We start from the raw sequence: 22,084 nt of genomic DNA, 5'->3' as shown, positions 1-22,084 counted from the left end.
CGTTTGCAGAAGCAACCGCTGCCCGTTCAGGACAACCTCCCGTGGCGCCGTGCGGAGGGTTATCGCATAATCGCGCGACTGACATTCGGAAATGGAGAGATTGGGGCGACACGTATCCCCGATGCACACAATGACCTACACGCTCTACGGCATCAAAGCCTGCGACACCATGAAAAAGGCTCGCACCTGGCTCGACGACCAGGCCATCGCCTACGAATTCCATGACTACAAGACTCAAGGCATCGACCGTGACAGCCTGAACCGCTGGTGCGACGAGCACGGCTGGGAAACCCTCCTCAACCGCGCCGGCACCACGTTCCGCAAGCTCGACGACGCCAGCAAAGCCGATCTCGACCAGGCCAAGGCCGTCGAGCTCATGCTGGCCCAGCCTTCGATGATCAAGCGCCCGGTACTCGACCTGGGTACGCGCACGCTGGTGGGCTTCAAACCCGACCTGTACGCCGCCGCCCTGGCCTGAGTCCCTACCCTATTTAGCAAGAGGTAACCACATGTCCAATTCCCTGTTCAGCCTGGCCTTTGGTGTCGGCTCCCAGAACCGCCAGGGCGCCTGGCTGGAAGTGTTCTACGCACAGCCCCTGATCGACCCGAGCCCCGAGCTGGTCGCGGCCATCGCACCAATCCTTGGCTATGAGGGTGGCAACCAGGCCATCACCTTCAGCAACGCCCAGGCCGCGCAACTGGCCGACGCCGTCAGAAGCGTCGATGCCGCACAAGCCGCCCTGCTCACGCGTCTGGCAGAAAGCCACAAGCCGCTGGTGGCCACCCTGCTGGCTGAAGACGCCGCACTGGCCTCCACGCCCGAGGCCTACCTCAAGCTGCACCTGCTGTCCCACCGCCTGGTCAAGCCGCACGGCGTGAGCCTGGCCGGTATCTTCCCCCTGCTGCCAAACGTGGCCTGGACCAACATCGGCGCCGTGGACCTGGCCGAGCTCGCCGAGCTGCAACTCGAAGCGCGCTTGCGTGGCGAGCTGCTGGAAGTGTTCTCGGTGGACAAGTTCCCGAAGATGACCGACTACGTGGTCCCGGCCGGCGTGCGCATCGCCGACACTGCACGGGTACGCCTGGGCGCCTACATTGGCGAAGGCACCACCATCATGCACGAAGGTTTCGTCAACTTTAACGCCGGCACCGAAGGCCCGGGCATGATCGAAGGTCGTGTGTCGGCCGGTGTCTTCGTCGGCAAAGGGTCGGACCTCGGTGGCGGCTGCTCGACCATGGGTACCCTGTCCGGCGGCGGCAACATCGTCATCAAGGTCGGCGAAGGCTGCCTGATCGGTGCCAACGCCGGTATCGGCATTCCACTGGGCGACCGCAATACCGTCGAAGCGGGCCTGTACATCACCGCCGGGACCAAGGTGAACCTGCTGGACGAGCACAACGAACTGGTCAAGGTCGTCAAGGCACGCGACCTGGCGGGCCAGGCCGACCTGTTGTTCCGCCGCAACTCGCTCAATGGCGCCGTGGAGTGCAAGACCCACAAATCGGCCATCGAGCTGAACGAAGCCTTGCACGCACACAACTGAAAACCCCACCGGGTATGAAGTGTTAAGATCGGGTCTGGCGCCTCAGCGCCAGACCCGATTTTCATTCCAGGCCCCGCGAATATGTTCCAGCCCTCCCCCTGGCGTGCCGATTTTCCTGCCATCGACGCCCTGCAACGCCAGCACCAGACCTACCTGGACAGCGCCGCCACCGCTCAGAAACCCCAGGCGCTGCTCGACGCTCTAGGCCATTACTATGGCAGCGGCGCGGCCAATGTCCACCGTGCCCAGCACCTGCCTGGCGCGCGGGCAACCCAGGCCTTCGAAGCCAGCCGCGACAAGGTCGCCCGCTGGTTGAATGTCGGACAGACCGGCCAGATCGTGTTCACCCATGGCGCCACGGCTGCGCTGAACCTGCTGGCCTACGGCCTGGAGTCTCGTTTCGAGGCCGGCGACGAGATTGCCATCAGCGCCCTCGAACACCATGCCAACCTGCTCCCGTGGCAGCAGCTGGCACACCGACGCAACCTGCGCCTGGTGATATTGCCGGTCGATGCACGCGGTTTCATCGACCTGGAGCGGGCGCTGCAGATGATCGGGCCACGCACCCGCGTCCTCGCCGTCAGCCAGTTGTCCAACGTGCTGGGCACTTGGCAGCCGCTGCCGGCCCTGCTCGCCCATGCCCGCGCACAGGGTGCACTGACGGTGGTAGACGGCGCCCAGGGTGTGGTGCATGGGCGCCAGGACCTGCAGCAACTGGGGTGCGACTTCTATGTGTTCTCCAGTCACAAACTGTACGGGCCGGACGGGGTGGGCGTTTTGTACGGGCGCGACCAGGCGCTAGGGCTGCTGCGCCATTGGCAGTTCGGCGGAGAGATGGTGCAACTGGCCGAGTACCAGCGCGCGAGCTTCAGGCCGGCGCCGCTGGGCCTGGAAGCCGGCACACCGCCCATCGCCGGGGTGATCGGCCTTGGCGCTACGCTCGATTATCTGGCGAGCCTGGACGCGGCGGCGGTGCTGGCTCACGAGGCCGGGTTGCATGCCCGGTTGATCGAGGGCCTCACGCAACGCGAAGGTATTCGCCTGCTAGGCCTGCCGCAGTGTGCGTTGGCCAGCTTCGTCGTGGAAGGGGTGCACAACGCCGATATCGCGCACCTGCTCACCGAACAAGGCATTGCCGTGCGGGCAGGCCATCACTGTGCGATGCCCCTGCTCCAGGGGTTGGGCCTGGACGGGGCGATCCGCGTGTCGCTGGGCCTCTACAATGACCAGGCCGACCTGCAACGCTTCTTCGAGGCGCTGGACCAGGCGCTGGAGTTGCTGCGATGACCTTGCCAGCACAAGCCGATCAGGCACTGGAGGCCTTTGCGCAGAGCAAGGGCTGGGAGCAGCGCGCGAGGTTGTTGATGCAGTGGGGGGACCGCCTGGAACCGCTGACTGAAGCCGAGAAGACCGAAGCCAATCGCGTTCACGGGTGCGAAAGCCTGGTCTGGCTGGTGGCCGATGCCGTGGACGGCCACTGGCAATTCAAGGCCAGCAGCGATGCACGCTTGCTGCGCGGTCTGCTGGCGCTGCTGCTGGTGAGGGTGCAGGGCTTGAGTGGTGAGGCGCTGCTGGCGCTGGACGTGCAGGACTGGTTCGGGCAACTGGGCCTTGAACGCCAGCTGTCACCCTCACGCAGCAACGGCTTGCATGCCGTGGTGCAGCGAATGGCGGTGCTGGCTTCTGGGCGTTGATGCCACTGCGCATTCACTCCGGCCGGACACGCTCCGATGGCCGCCTGGCGCCCGCTACCAGCTTCTCCACGGCTTTGCTGGCGGCAACCATGCCGAACGTGGCCGTCACCATCATCACCGCGCCAAAGCCGCCGGAGCAGTCCAGCCGTACGCCTTCGCCCACGAAACTCTTCTGCAGGCATACACTGCCATCCCCCTTGGGATAACGCAGCTGTTCACTGGAAAACACACAGGGCACGCCATAGTTACGGCTGACATTGCGCGAGAAGTTGTAGTCGCGGCGCAAGGTCGAGCGCACCCTTGAGGCCAGCGGGTCGTTGAAGGTCTTGTTCAAGTCCGCGATCTGGATCTGGGTCGGGTCGATCTGGCCACCTGCACCACCGGTGGTGACGATGCCGATCTTGCGCCGCCGGCACCAGGCTATCAGGGCTGCCTTGGCCATGACGCTGTCAATGCAGTCCACCACGTAGTCGAACTGTTCGGTGATGTACTCGGCCATGGTCTCGCGGGTGACGAAATCGGCCACCGCGTGGACCTTGCACGCCGGGTTGATGGCCCGCAGGCGCTCGGCCATCACCTCGACCTTGGGCCGGCCCACCTGCCCTTCCAGCGCATGGGCCTGACGGTTGGTATTGCTCACGCACACATCATCCAAGTCAAACAGGGTGATCTCACCCACCCCCGAGCGGGCCAAGGCTTCGGCCACCCACGAGCCCACCCCGCCAATCCCGACGATGCCCACGTGGGCCTGCTGCAGGCGCTGCAGGCCCTGGTCGCCATACAACCGGGCCACCCCTGCAAAACGTGGATCTTCTGTGCTCATGTCAATACCCCAAAAAACCGGCGCGCATTATAGGCCAGCCAGGCCATGCCCTGCACGGTTAGGAAAGACACCTTAACCCTGCTTTAATGTCGTAACACTTCGACACTTATGGACGACAATGTCTTCACGTAAATTCGGCCTGAACCTGGTAGTGGTCCTGGCCATCGCGGCGCTGTTCACCGGTTTCTGGGCGCTGATCAATCGCCCGGTATCGGCACCGGCCTGGCCCGAACAAATCTCCGGCTTTTCCTACTCGCCGTTTCGCCTGGGTGAAAGCCCGCAGAAGGGTCAGTACCCGGACGACAACGAGATGCGTCAGGACCTGGAGCAGATGAGCAAGCTCACCGACAGCATCCGTATCTACACCGTCGAAGGCACCCAGGCGCACATCCCGAAGCTGGCCGAGGAATTCGGCCTGCGGGTAACGGTGGGGATCTGGATCAGCCCGGACCTTGAGCGTAACGAGCGCGAGATCGCCACGGCCATCGAACTGGCCAACACCTCGCGCAGCGTGGTACGGGTGGTGGTCGGCAACGAAGCCTTGTTCCGCGAGGAAGTGACGCCGGAAAACCTCATCCAGTACCTGGACCGTGTACGCGCGGCCGTGAAAGTGCCGGTGACCACCAGCGAGCAGTGGCACATCTGGAAACAGAACCCGCAACTGGCCAAGCATGTGGACCTGATCGCCGCCCACATCCTGCCCTACTGGGAATTCGTGCCCATGAAGGACTCGGTCGAGTTCGTCCTCGACCGTGCGCGGGAGCTGAAACACCAGTTTCCCCGCAAGCCGCTGCTGCTTTCGGAAGTGGGCTGGCCGAGCAATGGCCGGATGCGCGGTGGTGCCGATGCCACCCAGGCCGACCAGGCCATCTACCTGCGCACCCTGGTCAACACGCTCAACCGACGCGGCTTCAACTATTTTGTGATCGAAGCCTACGACCAACCCTGGAAAGCCAGCGATGAAGGCTCGGTCGGGGCCTATTGGGGCGTATTCAACGCCGAACGCCAGCAGAAATTCAACTTCGAAGGCCCCGTGGTCGCCATTCCCCAATGGCGAGCCTTGGCAGTGGCCTCGGTGGTGCTGGCGATGATTGCACTGATGGTGCTGTTCATCGATGGCTCGGCCCTGCGCCAGCGTGGGCGCACCTTCCTGACGTTCATCACGTTCCTGTGCGGATCGGTGCTGGTGTGGATCGCCTACGACTACAGCCAGCAGTACAGCACCTGGTTCAGCCTTACGGTAGGCGTGCTCCTGGCCCTTGGCGCACTGGGGGTGTTCATCGTGCTGCTGACCGAAGCCCATGAGCTGGCCGAGGCGGTATGGACGCACAAGCGGCGGCGCGAATTCCTGCCGGTGCACGGCGACAGTGCCTACCGACCGAAAGTGTCGGTGCATGTGCCGTGCTACAACGAACCGCCGGAAATGGTCAAACAGACCCTCGATGCCCTGGCCGCGCTGGATTATCCGGACTACGAAGTGCTGGTCATCGACAACAACACCAAGGACCTGGCCGTGTGGGAGCCGCTCAAGGCCCACTGTGAAAAGCTCGGCGAGCGCTTCCGGTTCTTCCACGTCGCACCCCTGGCCGGTTTCAAGGGCGGAGCGCTCAACTACCTGCTCCCGCACACGGCCAAGGATGCCGAAGTGATCGCGGTGATCGACTCGGACTACTGCGTCGACCGCAACTGGCTCAAGCACATGGTGCCGCATTTCGCCGATCCGAAGATCGCCGTGGTGCAGTCGCCGCAAGACTACCGCGACCAGCACGAGAGCGCCTTCAAGAAGCTGTGCTACAGCGAGTACAAGGGCTTCTTCCACATTGGCATGGTCACCCGCAACGACCGCGATGCGATCATCCAGCACGGCACCATGACCATGACCCGGCGCAGCGTGCTGGACGAACTGGGCTGGGCCGAGTGGTGCATCTGCGAAGACGCCGAACTTGGCCTGCGGGTGTTCGAGAAGGGCCTGTCGGCGGCCTACGCCCACAACAGCTATGGCAAGGGCTTGATGCCTGACACCTTCATCGACTTCAAGAAACAGCGCTTCCGCTGGGCCTATGGCGCCATCCAGATCATCAAGCACCACGCCGCTGCCCTGCTGCGCGGCAAAGGCAGTGAATTGACCCGCGGCCAGCGTTACCACTTCCTGGCCGGCTGGCTGCCGTGGATTGCCGACGGCATGAACATCTTCTTCACGGTGGGGGCCTTGTTGTGGTCTGCCGCCATGATCATCGTGCCGCACCGGGTGGACCCGCCGCTGATGATCTTCGCCATCCCGCCGCTGGCGCTGTTCTTCTTCAAGGTCGGCAAGATCGTGTTCCTGTATCGCCGCGCCGTTGGGGTCAACCTCAAGGATGCACTGGCCGCTGCGCTGGCCGGGTTGGCGTTGTCGCACACCATCGCCAAGGCCGTGCTGTACGGGTTCTTCACCAGCAGCATGCCGTTCTTCCGCACGCCGAAAAATGCCGACAGCCATGGCTTGCTGGTGGCGATTTCCGAAGCGCGGGAAGAACTGTTCATCATGCTGCTGTTGTGGGGCGCTGCAGCCGGAATTTACCTGGTGCAGGGCTTGCCGAGCTCGGACATGCGCTTCTGGGTCGCCATGCTCCTGGTGCAGTCGCTGCCCTACCTGGCCGCGCTGGTGATGGCGTTTCTGTCATCACTGCCCAAGCCTGAAGCAAAGGCTACGGAAAAGGCTGTCGAGACGCCCTAGGCGTGAGGCCTTGCAGGCCGACCTGCCGGCCATCACCGGCAAGTCGCCTGCAAAAGGACTGCGTATTGTGCGAATGCGTGCAGGGGCGGGCTTGTCGGCGATTGGGCCGTGAAGCCCGGCATCATTTGATATAAGATAACGCCCCTCAGTTTTCCCGCCTTGCCTTGCCCCGGAGTTCCCCATGACGGCCCCTGCCGAGCTCTCGCCTACCCTTCAACTGGCCTGCGACCTGATACGTCGTCCCTCGGTCACCCCCGTCGACGCCGATTGTCAGGCGCAGATGATGCAGCGCCTGGGCGCCGTGGGCTTCGAGCTTGAACCGATGCGCATCGAGGACGTCGACAATTTCTGGGCCACCCATGGCACTCAGGCAGGCCCGGTGCTGTGCTTTGCTGGCCATACCGATGTCGTGCCTACCGGCCCGGTCCAGCAGTGGCAACACGAGCCGTTCCAGGCGCTGATCGATGCCGACGGCATGCTCTGCGGCCGTGGCGCGGCCGACATGAAGGGCAGCCTGGCGTGCATGGTGGTGGCCAGCGAGCGCTTCGTGCGTGACTACCCAGGCCACCGGGGCCAGGTTGCCTTCCTGATCACCAGTGACGAGGAAGGCCCGGCCCATCACGGCACCAAGGCCGTGGTCGAGCGCCTCAAGGCGCGCAACCAGCGCCTGGACTGGTGCATCGTCGGCGAGCCCTCCAGCACCAACGTGCTGGGCGATGTGGTCAAGAATGGCCGTCGCGGCTCGCTCGGCGCCACGCTGACCGTACGCGGCAAGCAAGGCCACGTCGCCTACCCGCACCTGGCGCGCAACCCGATCCACCTGGCCGCGCCAGCGCTGGCCGAATTGGCAGCCGAGCATTGGGACCAGGGGAACGCCTTCTTCCCCCCAACCAGCTTCCAGATTTCCAATCTCAACGCCGGGACCGGTGCAACCAACGTGGTGCCCGGCGAACTGACGGCGCTGTTCAACTTCCGCTTCTCCACCGAGTCCACCGTGGAGGGCCTGAAGGCTCGGGTTTCGGCGATCCTGGACAAGCATGAACTGGATTGGTCGGTGGAGTGGGCGTTGTCCGGCCTGCCGTTCCTGACCGAGCCGGGCGAGCTGCTCGATGCGGTTTCGGCCAGCATCAAGGGCGTCACCGGCCGCGACACCCAACCCTCGACCAGCGGCGGCACCTCCGATGGCCGCTTCATTGCCACCATGGGCACCCAGGTGGTCGAACTTGGCCCGGTCAACGCCACCATTCACCAGGTCGACGAGCGCATCCTGGCCAGCGACCTGGACCTGCTGACCGAAATCTACTACCAGACCCTGGTACGGTTGCTCGTCTGATGCTGACCTGCCCACTCTGCCAGGCTGCCCTGAGCCCGCTGGACAACGGTGTGGTGTGCCCAGCGGGCCACCGCTTCGATCGCGCGCGCCAGGGCTACCTGAACCTGCTGCCGGTGCAGCACAAGAACAGTCGCGACCCAGGTGACAACCAGGCCATGGTCGAGGCACGCCGTCATTTTCTGGACGCTGGCCATTATGCACCGGTGGCCGGACGGCTGGCGCAATTGGCGGTCGAGCGCCAGCCAGGTACTTGGCTGGACATCGGTTGCGGCGAAGGCTACTACACCGCGCAATTGGCCCAGGCACTGCCTGATGCCCAAGGCTACGCCCTGGATATCTCCCGCGAGGCCATCAAGCGTGCCTGCCGCCGCGCACCGGACGTCACCTGGATGGTAGCCAGCATGGCGCGCGTGCCGCTGGCCGATGCCAGCTGCCAGTTCATCGCCAGCGTCTTCAGCCCGCTCGATTGGGCCGAAGCCAGCCGTGTGCTGAGCCCAGGCGGTGGCCTGATGCGCGTAGGCCCTACCAGCGGCCACCTGATGGAGCTGCGCGAAGTGCTCTACGACCACGTGCGCCCCTATGCTGACGACAAGCACCTGGCCCTCGTGCCCCAGGGCATGTATCACGCCCATGGCGAGGTCCTGGAATTTCGCCTGAGCCTGGCCGAACCCCAAGCCCGCGCTGCCCTGCTCGCCATGACCCCGCATGGCTGGCGCGCCAGTGCAGAGCGTCGGGCGCGCGTGATCGAGCAGCCGGAACCGTTCGAGGTCACCGTCTCCATGCGTTTTGACTATTTCGTGCGCCAAGCATGAGCACACCCGGAGGTGTTATGCGCCAACCTGATATCGAGATTTATCTCAAAGACGCCGAAGTCGACCACAAGCAGATTGCAGCCTGGCTGACCCAGGCCATCGGCCCGTGCACCGAATGGAAGCAGAAAGGCCAGACCTACAAGTGCCAGGCCGGTAACATTCCGGTCACTTGGTTACCCAAGGCTGTAGGGAAATGGAACAGCCTGTACCTGGAAAGCGACCAGACGCCCTGGGCCGATGATATCGCCTGTGGTCGTGATGCCCACGCGGCTCTGGGTGTGGAAGTACGCTGTGCACCCGGCGGCTGGGTAGAGGAAGACGGCGAGGAAGATGCTGACCGCTGGGTGCGTATCAGTGCCGACGGCGAAGAGGAAATCACCTGGCGCACGTCGCCCTGATGGGCGTCCCTGAAGCTGCAAGCACAGCCGGCTTGCAGCTTCAGGCTTGAGCCTGGTCGCTCAGAGACCCACGACATCCTCGGCCTGCAGGCCTTTCTGGCCCTGCACGCAGGCATACTCGACCTGCTGGCCCTCGACCAGGCTACGATGCCCCTCACCCCGGATGGCCCGGTAGTGAACGAAGACATCTGCGCCCCCTTCCCGTTGAATGAAGCCATAGCCCTTGGCATCGTTGAACCACTTCACGTTCCCAGTCTCACGAGACGACATCTGCACTACTCCGGATTTTTATTGTGAAAATCGCCTTGCAGACACGAGACAATCGCCCCGAATCAGCGCCGCGTGCGTAAATCTCCTGCAAGCGGCAGGCCTGATCGGTGCTGGCGCATAAAAAAATTGAAGACAGGCCACGTGCACGTCAAGCTAGGCGCAATGCGAACGACTGGCCTATCTGGGCTAACCGCGCAGTGATCGCTGCGCTCGGCACTCTTCACCCTCAACCAGGGCTCTTTTCATGACCCGTTCTCCCCTGCACCGCTTGGTATTCGGCGTTCTGCGCCGGTTCTTGTACCTGTGGGTGCGCTCCGAAACCATCAATCAGTCAGCCCTGACCCTCAAGCTCGACCGCAGTCGCCCTGTGTTCTACGCCTTGCCTTCGCCTGCGCTGACGGACCTGGCGGTGCTCGACCACGAATGCACCAAGGCAGGGCTGCCACGCCCGGTACTGCCAGTGGTCGTCGGCCCCCTGCACGAGGCGGCTGCGTTCTTCTACCTCACCCCCGACCCGGACTGGCTGGGGCGCCATGACAAAAGTGGCGCCCCGCCTACCCTGGAGCGTCTGGTCGAAGTGCTCGGCCAGCACGCCGAGGAAGATGCGCAGATCATTCCGGTCAGTGTGTTCTGGGGGCAATCGCCCGACAGCGAGTCAAGCCCGTGGAAGCTGCTGTTTGCCGACAGCTGGGCGGTGACCGGCCGCTTGCGCCGCTTGCTGACCGTGCTGATCCTGGGACGCAAGACCCGGGTGCAGTTCTCCACCCCGATTCACCTGCGCGAACTCGTGCAGCACAACAAGGGCCACGCCCGCACCGTGCGCATGGCCCAGCGCCTGATGCGCGTGCACCTGCGCAACCTCAAGACAGCGGTCATCGGGCCGGACATCTCCCACCGACGCAACCTGGTCAAAGGCTTGATCCATGCGCCGTTGGTGCGCCAGGCCATCGCCGAGCACGCTGAGCGCGAGCACGTGCCCCAAGCCAAGGCCGAGGCACAGGCCCGCCACTACGGTAACGAAATCGCCTCGGACTACACCTACACGGCCATTCGCTTTCTCGAAGTGGTACTCAGCTGGTTCTGGCACAAGATCTATGACGGCATCAAGGTCAACCACATCGAGCAGGTCCAGGGCATCGCCCCGGGCCACGAGGTGATCTACGTCCCTTGCCACCGTAGCCATATCGACTACCTGCTGCTGTCCTACCTGCTGTTCAAGAACGGCCTGACACCACCGCATGTGGCGGCCGGCATCAACCTGAACATGCCCGTGGTGGGCAACCTGTTGCGCCGTGGTGGCGCGTTCTTCATGCGCCGGTCGTTCAAGGGCAACCCGCTCTACACCGCCGTGTTCAACGAATACCTGCATACGCTGTACACCAAAGGGTTCCCGGTGGAGTACTTCGTCGAGGGCGGCCGCTCGCGTACCGGCCGCATGCTCCAGCCGCGCACGGGAATGCTGGCCATCACCCTGCGCAGCTTCCTGCGCTCCTCACGCACGCCGATCGTGTTCGTGCCTGTCTACATTGGGTATGAGCGCGTACTCGAAGGCCGTACCTACCTCGGGGAGTTGCGCGGGGCGAGCAAGAAGAAAGAATCCATTTTCGACATTTTCAAAGTGCTGGGTGCGCTCAAGCAACGCTTTGGCCAGGTCTACGTCAACTTCGGCGAACCCATCCGCCTGGCCAGCTTTCTCGACCAGCAGCAACCCGGCTGGCGAGACCAGGACCACGGGCCACAGTACCGTCCGGCTTGGCTCAGCGAAACCACGACGCGCCTGGGCGATACCGTCGCCAGGCACCTGAACGGCGCAGCGGCCATCAACCCGGTCAACCTGGTGGCGCTGGCCCTGCTTTCCACCAGCAAGCTGGCCCTGGACGAACGTGCGCTGGTGCGCGTGCTCGACCTGTACCTGGCGTTAATGCGCCAGGTGCCCTACTCCTCACATACCACAGTGCCCGAAGGCGACGGTCAGGCCCTGATCGAGCATGTGCGCGGGATGGACCTGGTGGCAGAGCAGAAGGACGCGCTTGGGCGCATTCTGTACCTGGATGAAAACAACGCGGTACTGATGACCTATTACCGCAACAATGTCCTGCACATCTTTGCCCTGCCGGCCCTGCTGGCAAGCTTCTTCCTGAGTAGCTCGCGCATGAGCCGCGCCTTGCTTGGCCAATATGTCCATGCCTTGTACCCCTACCTGCAGGCGGAGCTGTTCCTGCGCTGGGAACCTGAGCAGTTGGACGAGGTGATCGACCAGTGGCTTGGCGCGCTGGTCGAGCAAGGCCTGCTTCGCCAGGACCACGACATCTTTGTCCGTGCAGCGCCCAGTTCTCGTCAGTTCGTGCTGCTGACCCTGCTGGCGCGCAGCATCACCCAGACCCTGCAGCGCTTCTACATGGCGACTTCGCTGCTGCTCAACAGCGGCCAAGGTACCCTGAGCGCCGAAGCGCTCGAAGCACTGTGCGTGATGATGGCCCAGCGCCTTTCGATCTTGCATGGCCTGAACGCACCGGAATTTTTCGACAAAAGCCTGTTCCGCCACTTCATCCAGACGCTGATCGACCAAGGTGTGCTGCGCGAGAATGCACACGGCAAACTGAGCTACAGCAACAAGCTAGGCGGGTTGGCCGAAGGCGTGGCCAAGCGCGTGCTGTCGGCCGAGTTGCGCTTGTCGATCCGCCAGGTTGCCCTGCACGGGGATGATGGCCTGGCAACGGCGACACTATGAACCTTTTTCTGAATACAAGGACACTGCCATGACCCGCTTCTCCCTGCGTCTGACCACCCTGTGCGCCGGCCTGCTGCTGTCGGCCAGCGCCTTTGCCCTGTCGCTTGGCGACCTCAGCCAGAAGGACGCCACCGGTGGCCTGAAAGACGCACTGACCCAAGGCGCGCAACTGGCCGTCAAGCAGCTGAGCACGCCGGGCGGCTTCAGCAACAACCCGGACGTGCGTATCGAGCTGCCCGGCAACCTGGGCAAGGCGGCCAAGGCCATGAAAATGTTCGGCAAAGGCGACCAGGTGGACGCGCTCGAAGCCGGCATGAACAAGGCCGCTGAGGCGGCCGTGCCGCAGGCCCAGGCGATTCTCGTCAACGCCGTGAGAAACATGACCGTGACCGATGCCAAGGGCATTCTAAGCGGCGGTCAGGATTCGGCCACCCAGTACCTGAACAAAAGCAGCCGCGAGCAGATCCGTGCCAAGTTCCTGCCCATCGTCAAGCAAGCGACCGACCAGGTCGGCGTGGCCCAGCAGTACAACGCCTTCGCCGCACAGGCCAAAGGCCTGGGGCTGATCAAGAATGACGCCAATATCGAGAACTACGTGACGGAAAAGGCAATGGACGGTTTGTTCGAGATGATCGCCAAGCAGGAGCAGAGCATTCGGCAGAACCCTGCCCAGGCCGCCACGAGCCTGGCCAAGAAGGTATTTGGCGCACTCTGATCGCTACCTGAAAGGGGCCCCGCCGCGGGCCCTTTTTACACCGCAGCAAAAAGGCCGCTAGTCGCGTTCCCTGACCTTGAACCAGGCGGCGTACAACGCCGGCAGAAACAGCAGGGTCAAGGCGGTGGCGACGATCAGCCCGCCCATGATCGCCACGGCCATTGGCCCGTAGAACACGCTGCGCGACAACGGGATCATGGCTAGCACGGCCGCCAAGGCCGTCAGCACGATAGGCCGGAAACGGCGCACCGTGGCTTCGACGATGGCCTGCCAGCGCCCTAGCCCGGATGCGATATCCTGCTCGATCTGGTCCACCAGAATGACCGAGTTGCGCATGATCATGCCCGCCAGGGCAATGGTCCCCAGCATGGCGACGAACCCGAACGGCTGGTTGAACACCAGCAGGAACAGGGTCACGCCAATCAAGCCCAGCGGCGCCGTCAGAAAGACCATGACCGTGCGAGAAAAACTGCGCAGCTGAATCATCAGCAGGCTCAACACGACCACGATGAACAACGGCATGCCGGCATTCACCGATTTCTGCCCACGTTCGGCATCTTCCACCGTGCCACCCACCTCTAGCAGATAGCCATCGGGCAACTTGGCCCGGATGCCTTGCAAGGTAGGCTGTACCTGCTTGACCACAGTGGCCGGCTGTACCTTGTCGTAGATATCGGCCCGCACGGTCACCGTCGGCAGACGGTCGCGGTGCCAGATGATGCCTTCCTCGAAGCCGTAGGTCAGCGTGGCCACCTGTGACAGGGCCACGCTACGCCCGTTGTCCGTGGGCAGCGATAAGCTGGCGAGCTGGCTCAGGTCGTTGCGTTCCTGTGAGGTGCCTCGCAGCAGGATTTCGATCAGCTCATCGTCTTCGCGGTACTGACTGACCGCGGTGCCTGTGAGCGAGCTTTGCAGGAAACTGGACAACTGGCGGGTGCTGACGCCCAAGGCGCGGGCGCGGTCCTGGTCGATTTCCACGAACACGGCTTTGCTGGGCTCTTCCCAGTCCAGGTGCACATTGACCACATGGGGGTTCTCCCGCACCTTTTCTGCCACTTCCCGGGCCAGGGCGCGTGCTTGTTCGATGTGCTCGCCTGTCACTCGGAACTGCACGGGGTAGCCCACCGGTGGGCCGTTTTCCAACCGGGTGACGCGCGCGCGCAGATCAGGGAACTGCTGCTCGACCGTGCTGATCAGCCAACTGCGCAAGTCTTCGCGTGCTTGCATGGAGTCAGCCAATACCACGAATTGGGCGAAGCTGGCAGCGGGCAGTTGCTGATCCAAAGGCAAATAAAAGCGCGGCGACCCTGAACCGACATAGGCGACATAGTTGACGATGCCCTGTTGCTGCTTGAGCAACTGCTCAAGCTGCCGGACTTTCTCGCCCGTGTTGACCAGCGATGCGCCTTCGGCAAGCTTCAGGTCGACCATCAGCTCAGGACGCCCGGAGGCCGGGAAGAACTGCTGCGGTACGAAGCGAAACAGGAACACGCTGCCCACGAACGCGGCGATGGTCAGCACGATAACGGTCTTGCGGCGCCGCACGCACCATGCCACCACACGGCGCACACGCTGGTAGAAGGGCGTGGCATACGGGTCCGGTGCAGCGCCGCCGTTACCGTGGCGAGCGGCGTGTCGCTTGGCCAGATCCGGCAGCAACCGCTCGCCCAGGTAGGGCACGAAGAGCACGGCGGCCACCCAGGAGGTGAGCAACGCAATGGTCACCACCTGGAAGATCGACCGTGTGTACTCGCCGGTGCTGGAGGCAGCCGTGGCAATGGGCAGGAACCCGGCTGCGGTGATCAGGGTGCCGGTCAGCATGGGGAATGCCGTGCTGGTCCACGCATAGCTTGCCGCTTTCAGGCGGTCGAAGCCCTGCTCCATCTTGATCGCCATCATCTCCACGGCAATGATGGCGTCATCGACCAGCAACCCCAGGGCGAGCACCAGCGCACCCAGTGAGATCTTGTGCAGGCCGATGCCAAAGTAGTACATGGCGGCGAAGGTCATGGCCAGCACCAGGGGGATGGCCAGCGCCACCACCAACCCCGTGCGCACGCCCAGCGAAAAGAAACTGACCAACAACACGATCACCAGCGCCTCGCACAGCACCTGGACGAACTCGCCAACCCCTGCCTTCACCGCAGCGGGCTGGTCGGACACCTTGCGCAGCGACAAGCCGGCCGGCAAGCCGCGGGCCAGACGCTCGAATTCCGCTTCCAGGGCCTTGCCCAAGGTCAGGATGTCACCCCCATCCTTCATCGACACCGCCAGGCCGATGGCGTCTTCGCCCATGAAGCGCATCCGCGGCGCAGGCGGATCGTTGTAGCCCCGGTACACGCGCGCCACATCGCCCAGGCGAAACGTGCGCTCGCCCACGCGCAGTGGCAACTGGCGAATCTGCTCGACACTGTCGAATCGCCCACTGACCCGCAGTTGCACACGTTCGCTGGGCGTTTCGAAGAACCCGGCCGTGCTCACCGCATTCTGCTCCTGCAACGCCTGCTGCACCGCCTGCAAAGGGATGCCGAGGGTGGCCAGCTTGACGTTGGACAGTTCGATCCAGATCTTCTCGTCCTGCAAACCGATCAGCTCGACCTTGCCCACATCCTTGACCCGCTGCAGCTGGATCTGAATACGGTCCGCATAGTCCTTGAGGACCGCGTAGTCGAAACCCGGCCCAGTCAGCGCATAGATGTTGCCGAACGTGGTGCCGAACTCATCGTTGAAGAACGGGCCCTGCACCTCGGGTGGCAGCGTGTGGCGGATGTCGGCGACCTTCTTGCGTATCTGGTACCACAATGTGGGGATATCGGCCGAGTGCAGAGCGTCGCGGGCCATGAAGGTCACCTGCGATTCACCGGGGCGCGAGAACGAGACGATCTTTTCGTACTCGCCGGTTTCCATGAGCTTTTTCTCGATGCGCTCCGTGACCTGGCGCGCCACCTCCTCAGCGGTGGCGCCGGGCCACAGGGTGCGGATGACCATGGCCTTGAAGGTGAAGGGCGGGTCTTCGCTCTGACCCAGCTTGGTGTAGGACAGCGCGCCAACGCCCGCGAGCAGTATCATCAAAAAGAGTACGATCTGGCGGTTGCGCAGCGCCCAGGCAGAGAGGTTGAAACCCATCCCGAGTTACTCCTTGCCCGTCAGGTCGACTGTACGGTTGGCGCGGTCCACGGGTCGCACCTGCTGGCCTTCGCGCAGCACATGACCGCCGGCTGCCACCACCCAGTCGTCAGCCGCAAGCCCCGCGAGCACAGGCACGCTGTCAGTCCCATAGGCGCCAAGCTGCACCGTGACCCGCTGCACACGGTGCTCGCCAGTGACCCGCCAGACGTACGCCTGGCCGGCTTCAGCCGTGACGGCCGACAGGGGAACCGACAACGGCACCTGCCCTGGGTGGGCGACCAATACCCTGGCGCTCTGCCCCAGCGTTGCCGGCACCTCGTTGGAGGTAAAGGCAACCCGAGCCGCGTAGGTTCTGGAGCGCGGATCGGCGGCCGGCGACAGCTCGCGGATCCGCCCCTCGAAGCGCCGCCCCGGGTGCGACCACAGCTCCACGGTGACCGGCTGGCCCACGGCGAAGCGGGCGTATTGCTGCTCGGGGACGGCGATGGCCACTTCGCGCTCGCCGTCAGCTGCCAAGGTCAATACCGTCTGACCCGCAGCGACGACTTGACCGACTTCGACCAGGCGCCTGGCTATCACCCCTGCCTGAGGCGCGCGCAACACAGCGTAGTCGGCCTGGTTACCCGCCACGTCGAACTCGGCCTTGGCCTGCTTGAGCCTGGCGACCCCAGCGCGATAGAGGTTTTCGGCGTTGTCGTACTGCGAGTGGCTGATCATCTGCTTGTCGAGCAACTTCTGGTAACGGTCACGCTCGGTGCGCACCAGCGCCAGGTTGGCCTCGGCACCGGCTACCTGCGCGCGGTTAGCCTCCAACTGCAGGCGCACATCCTGCGGGTCCAGCTCAGCCAGCGGCTGGTTGAGCTTGACCCGTTGCCCTTCTTCGACAAGCCGCTTGCTGACCTTGCCACTAATGCGAAAAGCCAGTTCCGGCTCCAGTCGCGCCCTGACCTCGCCTGGGTAGTTATCGGCCATCGCCTCGGCTGGCCGCGGCTGAACCACCAAAGCAGGGCGAACCACCGCAGGTAATGCAGGTTCCTGATTGCACGCCGTAAGCATCAAGAGAACCATGGGCAGGGCAAGGCTGAGGGCACGGGGCAACATCGGGAATCCCTTCGCAAAATGCTGATCGAATATTTGAACTGGCCGGTATAGTAAGTCAGCCATCAAGGCACGGGAAGAGCATCCCGAGGTTTTTTTGGAGCGTTTGCGCGCTATTGCGGTCAAGAACAGCGAGCCACGCTCAAGCCGTATAAGATAGGCAACCTTCAAGGCAGATGCAGATCCCAATGTCCAACGACGTCTCCAGCGGCCCAGGCCGCCCAAAGGACCTTGCCAAGCGCCAGGCCATTCTCGAAGCGGCCAAGTCGCTGTTTCTGAGCCTGGGTTACGCAAGTACCAGCATGGATGCGGTCGCGGCGGCAGCGGGTGTATCGAAGCTCACGGTGTACAGCCACTTCACCGACAAACAGACACTGTTCTGCTCGGCGGTCATGGCCACGTGTCAGTTGCAGTTGCCCGATCAACTGTTCGAATACCCCGAGCACGCGCCGATAGAAGAAGTGCTCTTGACCATCGCCCGCAGTTTCCAGGCCCTGATCAGCAGTGACGAAGCCGTCAAGCTCAGTCGCCTGATCATGGCCCAGGGCAATAGCGATCCAGGCTTTGGCGAGTATTTCTACGAGGCCGGGCCCAAGCGGGTGCTGGCGGGAATGGAGGCCTTGCTGCGCGGGGCCGACGAGCGCGGGCTGTTGCGGATCGATGACCCGCTCAGGGCAGCGGAGCATTTCTTCTGCCTGGTAAAAGGCGCGCCGGATTACCGCCTGATGCTGGGCTGCGCCGAGCCGCTGTGCGGCGAAGCGGCCGAGGCGCATGTGTGCGAGGTGGTCGAGGTGTTTCTGCGCGCATTCAGGCCCTGAGTCGGACCAGACTCGACAACCCACGTTGATCGTCCAGGGTTGCCTGCGGCGCAGGGCCCGGCCACTCTCATGCGGTGCTCAGCCTTTCAAGGCCTTCTTGGGGTAGATGTCATAGCGGCTCGACTTGCCCTCAAGGCCGTGGCTGGGTTTGGGTCCGTCGATGATCGGCGCCTTGCGCGGTCGCTTGACCACCACGCGGTGGGTCGCCAACGCCAGCGCCGCGTCGAGCAGCGCCGGGGCGTCCAGGTCGTCGCCGACCAACGGGCGGAACACGCGCATTTCCTTTTTCACCAGTGCGCTCTTGTCCCGGTGGGGAAACATCGGGTCCAGGTAGATCACCTGCGGCGGCTCGCCTTCCCAGTTGCGCATGCACTCGATGGCGTTGCCCGTCAGCAGGCGCATGCGCGCGACGATTGGCCCGACGTCCTCATCGGCACGGGCCCGCGCCAACCCGTCTTCCAGTAGCGCAGCCACAAGCGGCTGGCGCTCGATCAGGGTCATGTGGCAACCCAGACTGGCCAGCACGAAGGCGTCCTTGCCAAGCCCTGCGGTAGCGTCGAGTACCACCGGCCTCACACCCTGGGCGATGCCCACGGCCTTGGCGATCATCTGCCCGTTGCCACCGCCGAACTGGCGCCGGTGGGCAGCCTGGCCTTCGACGAAGTCGACCCGCACCGGGCCGGGGGCCTGGGGCCCCAACTGCTGGACCTGCAAACCCTCGGGGCCCAGCTGAACGGCGAACTGCGCGTCGTCATCCTGCAAGGGCAAGCCCAAGCGCTGCGCCCATGCCTGCGCCTGGCCCGCATACTCCTCGGACATCGCCTCGACCCTGATCCCCACGCCTTGCTCTTGCATCGCTCACACCTGAAAAAAACAACCTGGCCCTTAATGAACCGGCCAACGCGGCCGATACAGGCAATATCCCGCTATTCTGCCAGAGCACAACGCGCGCGACTGCCATGTCAGAAATTCTTCCTATCGGCTTGACCTACCTGTCGCCTGTCGACAACTACAGTCAGCACAACACCCAGGCACTGGGGGGCGTCAGCCACCTGTGGCAGGATTTCTTCGCCCGGGCAATGGCGGAGCAATCTGAAACGCCCGTCGACAGCGTCAGCCAGTCATTCGTGCAGTACGACCAGGCCAGCGGAGAACCTGTCGGCGGCGCCCGTGCCCTGGCCTTGATCGACACGCAACGCGCCTGCCCGGTGCAAGACACCGTGGTCGCGCCACCCGAGCCGTTGTTCCTGCCCAAGGCCGAACTGGAGGCCAACCTGCTGCCGCCCGCCCCCGAGCCGTTCGGTGCGCTGGAAATGATCGAGCAGCAGCGTCAGCTTGATATCGACAACAGTTGGGTTCGGCCCGTGGTCGCCCGTCAGGGCCAACCCTTAGCTGAACCGGGTCCCGGCCCTGCACCACGGCCTCTGTTCCTGCCGATCGCCGAGTTCGACAGCACTTTGCTGGACCCGGCCCCCGAACCGTTCGATGAACCGACCCTGGCACGCCAGCAGCACGACCTGGCCTTCGACATGCACTGGGCGCGCCCAGTGGTGTTGAACAACGTGCGCGCTTACGCCTGAGGCTAACGGCACACCTGCCAACGGCCCATGTCTACATGAAAGTGATCGCGGTGCGCAGCATTGTACTCCGGCCCCAGCACCGTGCTGAAGTGCTCGCACGCCGCCTGACGTACCTCACGCAAGAACATCGCCTTGTCCCCGGTCCCCTGCCAGTCGCGCGCCAGGACGATGCGTTGGCCGTCCCGCAGACGAAAACCTGCAATGTCCAGGGCGTTGGCGCTGGCATGCTGGCTCAAGCGCCCTGCCTTGCGGTTGTAGACGTTGCGGCAGGCAAAGCTACCCAGGTGATCGACCTGCACCACCGACTGGCCCAGCACGCGCTGAGCCACCGGCTGCAGGCCGTGGCGCTCGAACAGGGCGTAGGCGACCGCCAGCGGGCAGCTGGCCAGGAAACTGCTGCTCAGGCGGGCCTGCCCACCTTCGATACGCCAGACATTGCTCAGTGGGCATTTGGCCGAGGCTGGGCTGTCAGCCTGCGCCCGGTAGCGCAGTTGACTGCTTTGAAGCGCCTGTTGGCAAAGCGCCGGGTCGTCGCGCAGACGCTTGAGCTTGAAGCCAGTCAGCCAGTTGGGCGGCTGGCTGACGTCCAAGGGGGCAAGCGGGTTCCACTGCGCAGGCGGGCGCCAGCCCAGGTGCCACGCCTGGCCGGCGGCCAGCACCAGCACGCCCAGAAGCAGCAGAACGACTTTCATCCGCGGCGGAACAGCTCATTGAGCTGATCGAACGGCAAGGCCTGCTCGGCGTAGCCAAACGTACCCTGTTCACGGATTTCCTGCGCAGCCCGCTGTAAGGCGCCAAAGGCCGCACGCGCCATCGACGAACCGACGCTAACGCGCCGTACACCCAGGTCCTGAAGCTGGTTGACGCATAACGGCACCCCCGCCATGCCCATCAGCACGTTCACTGGGCGAGGCGCCAGCGCCTGCACCACTGCCCGCACTTCCTCGGCCGTACGCAGCCCAGGGGCGTAGAGCACATCGGCGCCCGCCTCGGCGAAAGCCTGCAGGCGCTCGATGGTGTCGTCCAGGTCCTGGCGCCCGTGCAGCAGGTTTTCCGCGCGCGCGCACACGGTGAAGGGAAAAGGCAGGCTGCGCGCCGCCTGCACGGCAGCACGAACACGCTCCACCGCAAGGCCCTTGTCGTAGATAGGTGACGCGGCGCGGCCACTGGCGTCCTCGATGGAGCCACCGACCAGCCCTGCTTCAGCAGCGCGCAGAATGGCCTGGGCGCAATCCTCGGGCAGATCCCCGAAGCCGTTCTCAAGGTCCGCAGCCACTGGCAATGCGGTGGCGTCGACGATTTCGCCTGCGTTGTCCAGCACGTCATCGAGGCTTAGCGCCCCTTCGGCATCCGGGCGCCCCAGGCTGAAGGCAAGCCCGGCGCTGGTGCTGGCCAAGGCCTCGAAACCCAGGCTGGCCAGCAGCTTGGCTGAACCGGCGTCCCAGGGGTTGGCCATGACGAAGGCGCCATCGCGTTGATGCAAGGCCTTGAAGGCTTCGGCTCGCAGGGTTTGCACATCCATGATCAAGCACTCCGGCAATGGGGAAGAAATCAGAGCAGGCCCAGCTGTTCGACCTCCGGCGCTCGCGGCAATTCCGGCAGTGCGGCCAGCCCGGGCAGGCGTAGCATGAGCCGCTGGTGGAAACGTTGCGCCAACGCGGCCGCCAGGCGGTTGTCAGCAGTGTGCAAGAAGATGTACGGGCTGCGCCCCTCTTCGATCCACGCAGCCAACTTGTCCACCCAAGGGGTCAGGAAGGGTTCGTTGTACTCAAGCGCCGGATGGCCGATGAAGCGCACCTGCGGACGCTGACTGAACGCGGCTGGTCGCGGCGGAACGTTGGGCTTCTTGGACTGGGCATGCACGATGGCGGGGTCAGTGGAGGTACAGCTGAACAGCGCCCTGGGATCGAGACACACCCGCTCGACACCCAAGTCGGCCAGCAGGCGGTTGAGCGCGCGTTCATCCTCGCCCTTGGCGAAGAACGCCGGATGGCGCACCTCCACTGCAACGTTTACACCCACCTGCTGCAGGAACTGGCTCAGCTCTGCCAGTCGCCCCGGGCCGTACGAAGCGGGCAACTGCAGCCAGTAAGGGGACACGCGCGGCCCGAGCGGCGCCATCAGGCGAATGAAGTCAAAGGCAGGTTCGAGATGGTCGCGCAGGTCGCCACCGTGGCTGATGTCGCGGGGGAACTTGGCCGTGAAGCGAAAATGCGCTGGCATCGTTGCCGCCCACCGGACCACCGTGGCAGGCGATGGCCTGGCATAGAACGTGGTATTGCCTTCGACGGCATTGAAGACCTGGCTGTACAGCCCAAGCATCTGCGCGGCGCTGGCGTCGGCAGGGTACAGGTACTCACGCCAGGCGTTTTCGCTCCACGAGGGGCAGCCAATGAAATAGGGGATGGACGGCAGGCTCATCC

General features: G+C 64.0%; 20 protein-coding genes. 12 read left to right on the top strand and 8 right to left on the bottom strand.

Going from position 1 to position 22,084, the window contains the following annotated elements:
* Positions 1 to 130 precede the first annotated feature (130 nt).
* The 4 genes from PFU01S_RS12665 (at position 131) to PFU01S_RS12650 (ending at position 3,238) form a co-directional block, all read left to right on the top strand.
* Positions 131 to 478, top strand: coding sequence for an ArsC family reductase (locus PFU01S_RS12665; RefSeq protein ID WP_027913867.1), 348 nt, complete (start codon positions 131 to 133; stop codon positions 476 to 478).
* 31 nt (positions 479 to 509) lie between these two features.
* A complete protein-coding gene (gene dapD, locus PFU01S_RS12660) occupies positions 510 to 1,544 on the top strand; it encodes a 2,3,4,5-tetrahydropyridine-2,6-dicarboxylate N-succinyltransferase (RefSeq protein ID WP_027913866.1) in 1,035 nt (344 codons plus the stop codon).
* Between the two features lie 81 nt (positions 1,545 to 1,625).
* Positions 1,626 to 2,831, top strand: coding sequence for an aminotransferase class V-fold PLP-dependent enzyme (locus tag PFU01S_RS12655; protein ID WP_027913865.1), 1,206 nt, complete (start codon positions 1,626 to 1,628; stop codon positions 2,829 to 2,831).
* Entirely contained in the window at positions 2,828 to 3,238 is a 411-nt protein-coding gene (locus tag PFU01S_RS12650) for a SufE family protein (protein WP_028686890.1), read from the top strand. The genes PFU01S_RS12655 and PFU01S_RS12650 overlap by 4 nt, the downstream gene beginning before the upstream one ends.
* A 13-nt stretch (positions 3,239 to 3,251) precedes the next feature.
* On the opposite strand, the gene tcdA is transcribed toward PFU01S_RS12650, so the two are convergent.
* Positions 3,252 to 4,061, bottom strand: a complete 810-nt coding sequence (tcdA, locus tag PFU01S_RS12645) for a tRNA cyclic N6-threonylcarbamoyladenosine(37) synthase TcdA (protein ID WP_023534048.1) — start codon at positions 4,059 to 4,061, stop codon at positions 3,252 to 3,254.
* Between the two features lie 118 nt (positions 4,062 to 4,179).
* Here tcdA and PFU01S_RS12640 point away from each other — a divergent pair, with 118 nt between their 5' ends.
* The 4 genes from PFU01S_RS12640 (at position 4,180) to PFU01S_RS12625 (ending at position 9,320) form a co-directional block, all read left to right on the top strand.
* Positions 4,180 to 6,777, top strand: a complete 2,598-nt coding sequence (locus PFU01S_RS12640; protein WP_028686892.1) for a glycosyltransferase — start codon at positions 4,180 to 4,182, stop codon at positions 6,775 to 6,777.
* A 181-nt stretch (positions 6,778 to 6,958) separates the two neighbouring features.
* Positions 6,959 to 8,110: a succinyl-diaminopimelate desuccinylase gene (gene dapE, locus PFU01S_RS12635; protein WP_028686893.1), complete on the top strand. Its 1,152-nt coding sequence runs from the start codon at positions 6,959 to 6,961 to the stop codon at positions 8,108 to 8,110.
* Positions 8,110 to 8,922 carry a putative RNA methyltransferase gene (locus PFU01S_RS12630; RefSeq protein WP_027913860.1) on the top strand — a complete coding sequence of 271 codons (813 nt, stop codon included), beginning with the start codon at positions 8,110 to 8,112 and terminating at the stop codon, positions 8,920 to 8,922. Before dapE ends, PFU01S_RS12630 begins: the two co-directional genes overlap by 1 nt.
* Before the next feature lie 17 nt (positions 8,923 to 8,939).
* Positions 8,940 to 9,320: a hypothetical protein gene (locus PFU01S_RS12625; protein WP_023534045.1), complete on the top strand. Its 381-nt coding sequence runs from the start codon at positions 8,940 to 8,942 to the stop codon at positions 9,318 to 9,320.
* A 60-nt stretch (positions 9,321 to 9,380) separates the two neighbouring features.
* Here PFU01S_RS12625 and PFU01S_RS12620 read toward each other — a convergent pair whose 3' ends face one another.
* Positions 9,381 to 9,590, bottom strand: coding sequence for a cold-shock protein (locus PFU01S_RS12620; RefSeq protein ID WP_023534051.1), 210 nt, complete (start codon positions 9,588 to 9,590; stop codon positions 9,381 to 9,383).
* A gap of 244 nt (positions 9,591 to 9,834) precedes the next feature.
* Here PFU01S_RS12620 and plsB point away from each other — a divergent pair, with 244 nt between their 5' ends.
* Positions 9,835 to 12,321: a glycerol-3-phosphate 1-O-acyltransferase PlsB gene (gene plsB / locus PFU01S_RS12615; protein WP_028686894.1), complete on the top strand. Its 2,487-nt coding sequence runs from the start codon at positions 9,835 to 9,837 to the stop codon at positions 12,319 to 12,321.
* A gap of 28 nt (positions 12,322 to 12,349) precedes the next feature.
* The gene (locus tag PFU01S_RS12610) at positions 12,350 to 13,036 is read left to right on the top strand and encodes a DUF4197 domain-containing protein (RefSeq protein ID WP_028686895.1); all 687 of its coding nucleotides are present in this window, start codon (positions 12,350 to 12,352) and stop codon (positions 13,034 to 13,036) included.
* Positions 13,037 to 13,093: 57 nt separating this feature from the next.
* On the opposite strand, the gene PFU01S_RS12605 is transcribed toward PFU01S_RS12610, so the two are convergent.
* Together PFU01S_RS12605 and PFU01S_RS12600 are read right to left on the bottom strand one after the other, a co-directional pair.
* Positions 13,094 to 16,162 carry an efflux RND transporter permease subunit gene (locus PFU01S_RS12605; RefSeq protein WP_028686896.1) on the bottom strand — a complete coding sequence of 1,023 codons (3,069 nt, stop codon included), beginning with the start codon at positions 16,160 to 16,162 and terminating at the stop codon, positions 13,094 to 13,096.
* A gap of 6 nt (positions 16,163 to 16,168) precedes the next feature.
* Positions 16,169 to 17,266: an efflux RND transporter periplasmic adaptor subunit gene (locus PFU01S_RS12600; protein WP_028686897.1), complete on the bottom strand. Its 1,098-nt coding sequence runs from the start codon at positions 17,264 to 17,266 to the stop codon at positions 16,169 to 16,171.
* Positions 17,267 to 17,439: 173 nt separating this feature from the next.
* Between PFU01S_RS12600 and PFU01S_RS12595 the strand changes: the two genes are divergently transcribed.
* A complete protein-coding gene (locus PFU01S_RS12595) occupies positions 17,440 to 18,081 on the top strand; it encodes a TetR/AcrR family transcriptional regulator C-terminal domain-containing protein (protein WP_027913855.1) in 642 nt (213 codons plus the stop codon).
* A 78-nt stretch (positions 18,082 to 18,159) separates the two neighbouring features.
* Here PFU01S_RS12595 and PFU01S_RS12590 read toward each other — a convergent pair whose 3' ends face one another.
* On the bottom strand, positions 18,160 to 18,936 hold the full coding sequence (locus tag PFU01S_RS12590) for a class I SAM-dependent methyltransferase (protein ID WP_028686898.1): 777 nt from the start codon (positions 18,934 to 18,936) through the stop codon (positions 18,160 to 18,162).
* Between the two features lie 104 nt (positions 18,937 to 19,040).
* Between PFU01S_RS12590 and PFU01S_RS12585 the strand changes: the two genes are divergently transcribed.
* Positions 19,041 to 19,661 carry a hypothetical protein gene (locus PFU01S_RS12585; RefSeq protein WP_028686899.1) on the top strand — a complete coding sequence of 207 codons (621 nt, stop codon included), beginning with the start codon at positions 19,041 to 19,043 and terminating at the stop codon, positions 19,659 to 19,661.
* A gap of 2 nt (positions 19,662 to 19,663) precedes the next feature.
* Here PFU01S_RS12585 and PFU01S_RS12580 read toward each other — a convergent pair whose 3' ends face one another.
* Genes PFU01S_RS12580 through PFU01S_RS12570 form a run of 3 tightly spaced genes read right to left on the bottom strand, consistent with a single transcriptional unit; the run spans position 19,664 to position 22,082 of the window.
* Positions 19,664 to 20,353 carry an extensin-like domain-containing protein gene (locus PFU01S_RS12580; protein ID WP_027913852.1) on the bottom strand — a complete coding sequence of 230 codons (690 nt, stop codon included), beginning with the start codon at positions 20,351 to 20,353 and terminating at the stop codon, positions 19,664 to 19,666.
* Complete coding sequence (locus PFU01S_RS12575) at positions 20,350 to 21,183, bottom strand: isocitrate lyase/PEP mutase family protein (protein ID WP_028686900.1); 834 nt, start codon at positions 21,181 to 21,183, stop codon at positions 20,350 to 20,352. The genes PFU01S_RS12580 and PFU01S_RS12575 overlap by 4 nt, the downstream gene beginning before the upstream one ends.
* Positions 21,184 to 21,212: 29 nt before the next feature.
* Complete coding sequence (locus PFU01S_RS12570) at positions 21,213 to 22,082, bottom strand: DUF72 domain-containing protein (RefSeq protein WP_027913850.1); 870 nt, start codon at positions 22,080 to 22,082, stop codon at positions 21,213 to 21,215.
* Positions 22,083 to 22,084: the final 2 nt, after the last annotated feature.

This window comes from Pseudomonas fulva NBRC 16637 = DSM 17717 (assembly GCF_000730565.1).
In the GTDB taxonomy this organism is placed as follows: domain Bacteria; phylum Pseudomonadota; class Gammaproteobacteria; order Pseudomonadales; family Pseudomonadaceae; genus Aquipseudomonas; species Aquipseudomonas fulva.
This window is presented reverse-complemented; position numbering and strand designations above follow the sequence as displayed.

Bases quoted from the DNA above. Each gene is read 5' to 3' on its own strand.
- PFU01S_RS12665 (WP_027913867.1), top strand. From the start codon at position 131: ATGACCTACACGCTCTACGGCATCAAAGCCTGCGACACCATGAAAAAG.
- dapD (WP_027913866.1), top strand. From the start codon at position 510: ATGTCCAATTCCCTGTTCAGCCTGGCCTTTGGTGTCGGCTCCCAGAAC.
- PFU01S_RS12655 (WP_027913865.1), top strand. From the start codon at position 1,626: ATGTTCCAGCCCTCCCCCTGGCGTGCCGATTTTCCTGCCATCGACGCC.
- PFU01S_RS12650 (WP_028686890.1), top strand. From the start codon at position 2,828: ATGACCTTGCCAGCACAAGCCGATCAGGCACTGGAGGCCTTTGCGCAG.
- tcdA (WP_023534048.1), bottom strand. From the start codon at position 4,061: ATGAGCACAGAAGATCCACGTTTTGCAGGGGTGGCCCGGTTGTATGGC.
- PFU01S_RS12640 (WP_028686892.1), top strand. From the start codon at position 4,180: ATGTCTTCACGTAAATTCGGCCTGAACCTGGTAGTGGTCCTGGCCATC.
- dapE (WP_028686893.1), top strand. From the start codon at position 6,959: ATGACGGCCCCTGCCGAGCTCTCGCCTACCCTTCAACTGGCCTGCGAC.
- PFU01S_RS12630 (WP_027913860.1), top strand. From the start codon at position 8,110: ATGCTGACCTGCCCACTCTGCCAGGCTGCCCTGAGCCCGCTGGACAAC.
- PFU01S_RS12625 (WP_023534045.1), top strand. From the start codon at position 8,940: ATGCGCCAACCTGATATCGAGATTTATCTCAAAGACGCCGAAGTCGAC.
- PFU01S_RS12620 (WP_023534051.1), bottom strand. From the start codon at position 9,590: ATGTCGTCTCGTGAGACTGGGAACGTGAAGTGGTTCAACGATGCCAAG.
- plsB (WP_028686894.1), top strand. From the start codon at position 9,835: ATGACCCGTTCTCCCCTGCACCGCTTGGTATTCGGCGTTCTGCGCCGG.
- PFU01S_RS12610 (WP_028686895.1), top strand. From the start codon at position 12,350: ATGACCCGCTTCTCCCTGCGTCTGACCACCCTGTGCGCCGGCCTGCTG.
- PFU01S_RS12605 (WP_028686896.1), bottom strand. From the start codon at position 16,162: ATGGGTTTCAACCTCTCTGCCTGGGCGCTGCGCAACCGCCAGATCGTA.
- PFU01S_RS12600 (WP_028686897.1), bottom strand. From the start codon at position 17,266: ATGTTGCCCCGTGCCCTCAGCCTTGCCCTGCCCATGGTTCTCTTGATG.
- PFU01S_RS12595 (WP_027913855.1), top strand. From the start codon at position 17,440: ATGCAGATCCCAATGTCCAACGACGTCTCCAGCGGCCCAGGCCGCCCA.
- PFU01S_RS12590 (WP_028686898.1), bottom strand. From the start codon at position 18,936: ATGCAAGAGCAAGGCGTGGGGATCAGGGTCGAGGCGATGTCCGAGGAG.
- PFU01S_RS12585 (WP_028686899.1), top strand. From the start codon at position 19,041: ATGTCAGAAATTCTTCCTATCGGCTTGACCTACCTGTCGCCTGTCGAC.
- PFU01S_RS12580 (WP_027913852.1), bottom strand. From the start codon at position 20,353: ATGAAAGTCGTTCTGCTGCTTCTGGGCGTGCTGGTGCTGGCCGCCGGC.
- PFU01S_RS12575 (WP_028686900.1), bottom strand. From the start codon at position 21,183: ATGGATGTGCAAACCCTGCGAGCCGAAGCCTTCAAGGCCTTGCATCAA.
- PFU01S_RS12570 (WP_027913850.1), bottom strand. From the start codon at position 22,082: ATGAGCCTGCCGTCCATCCCCTATTTCATTGGCTGCCCCTCGTGGAGC.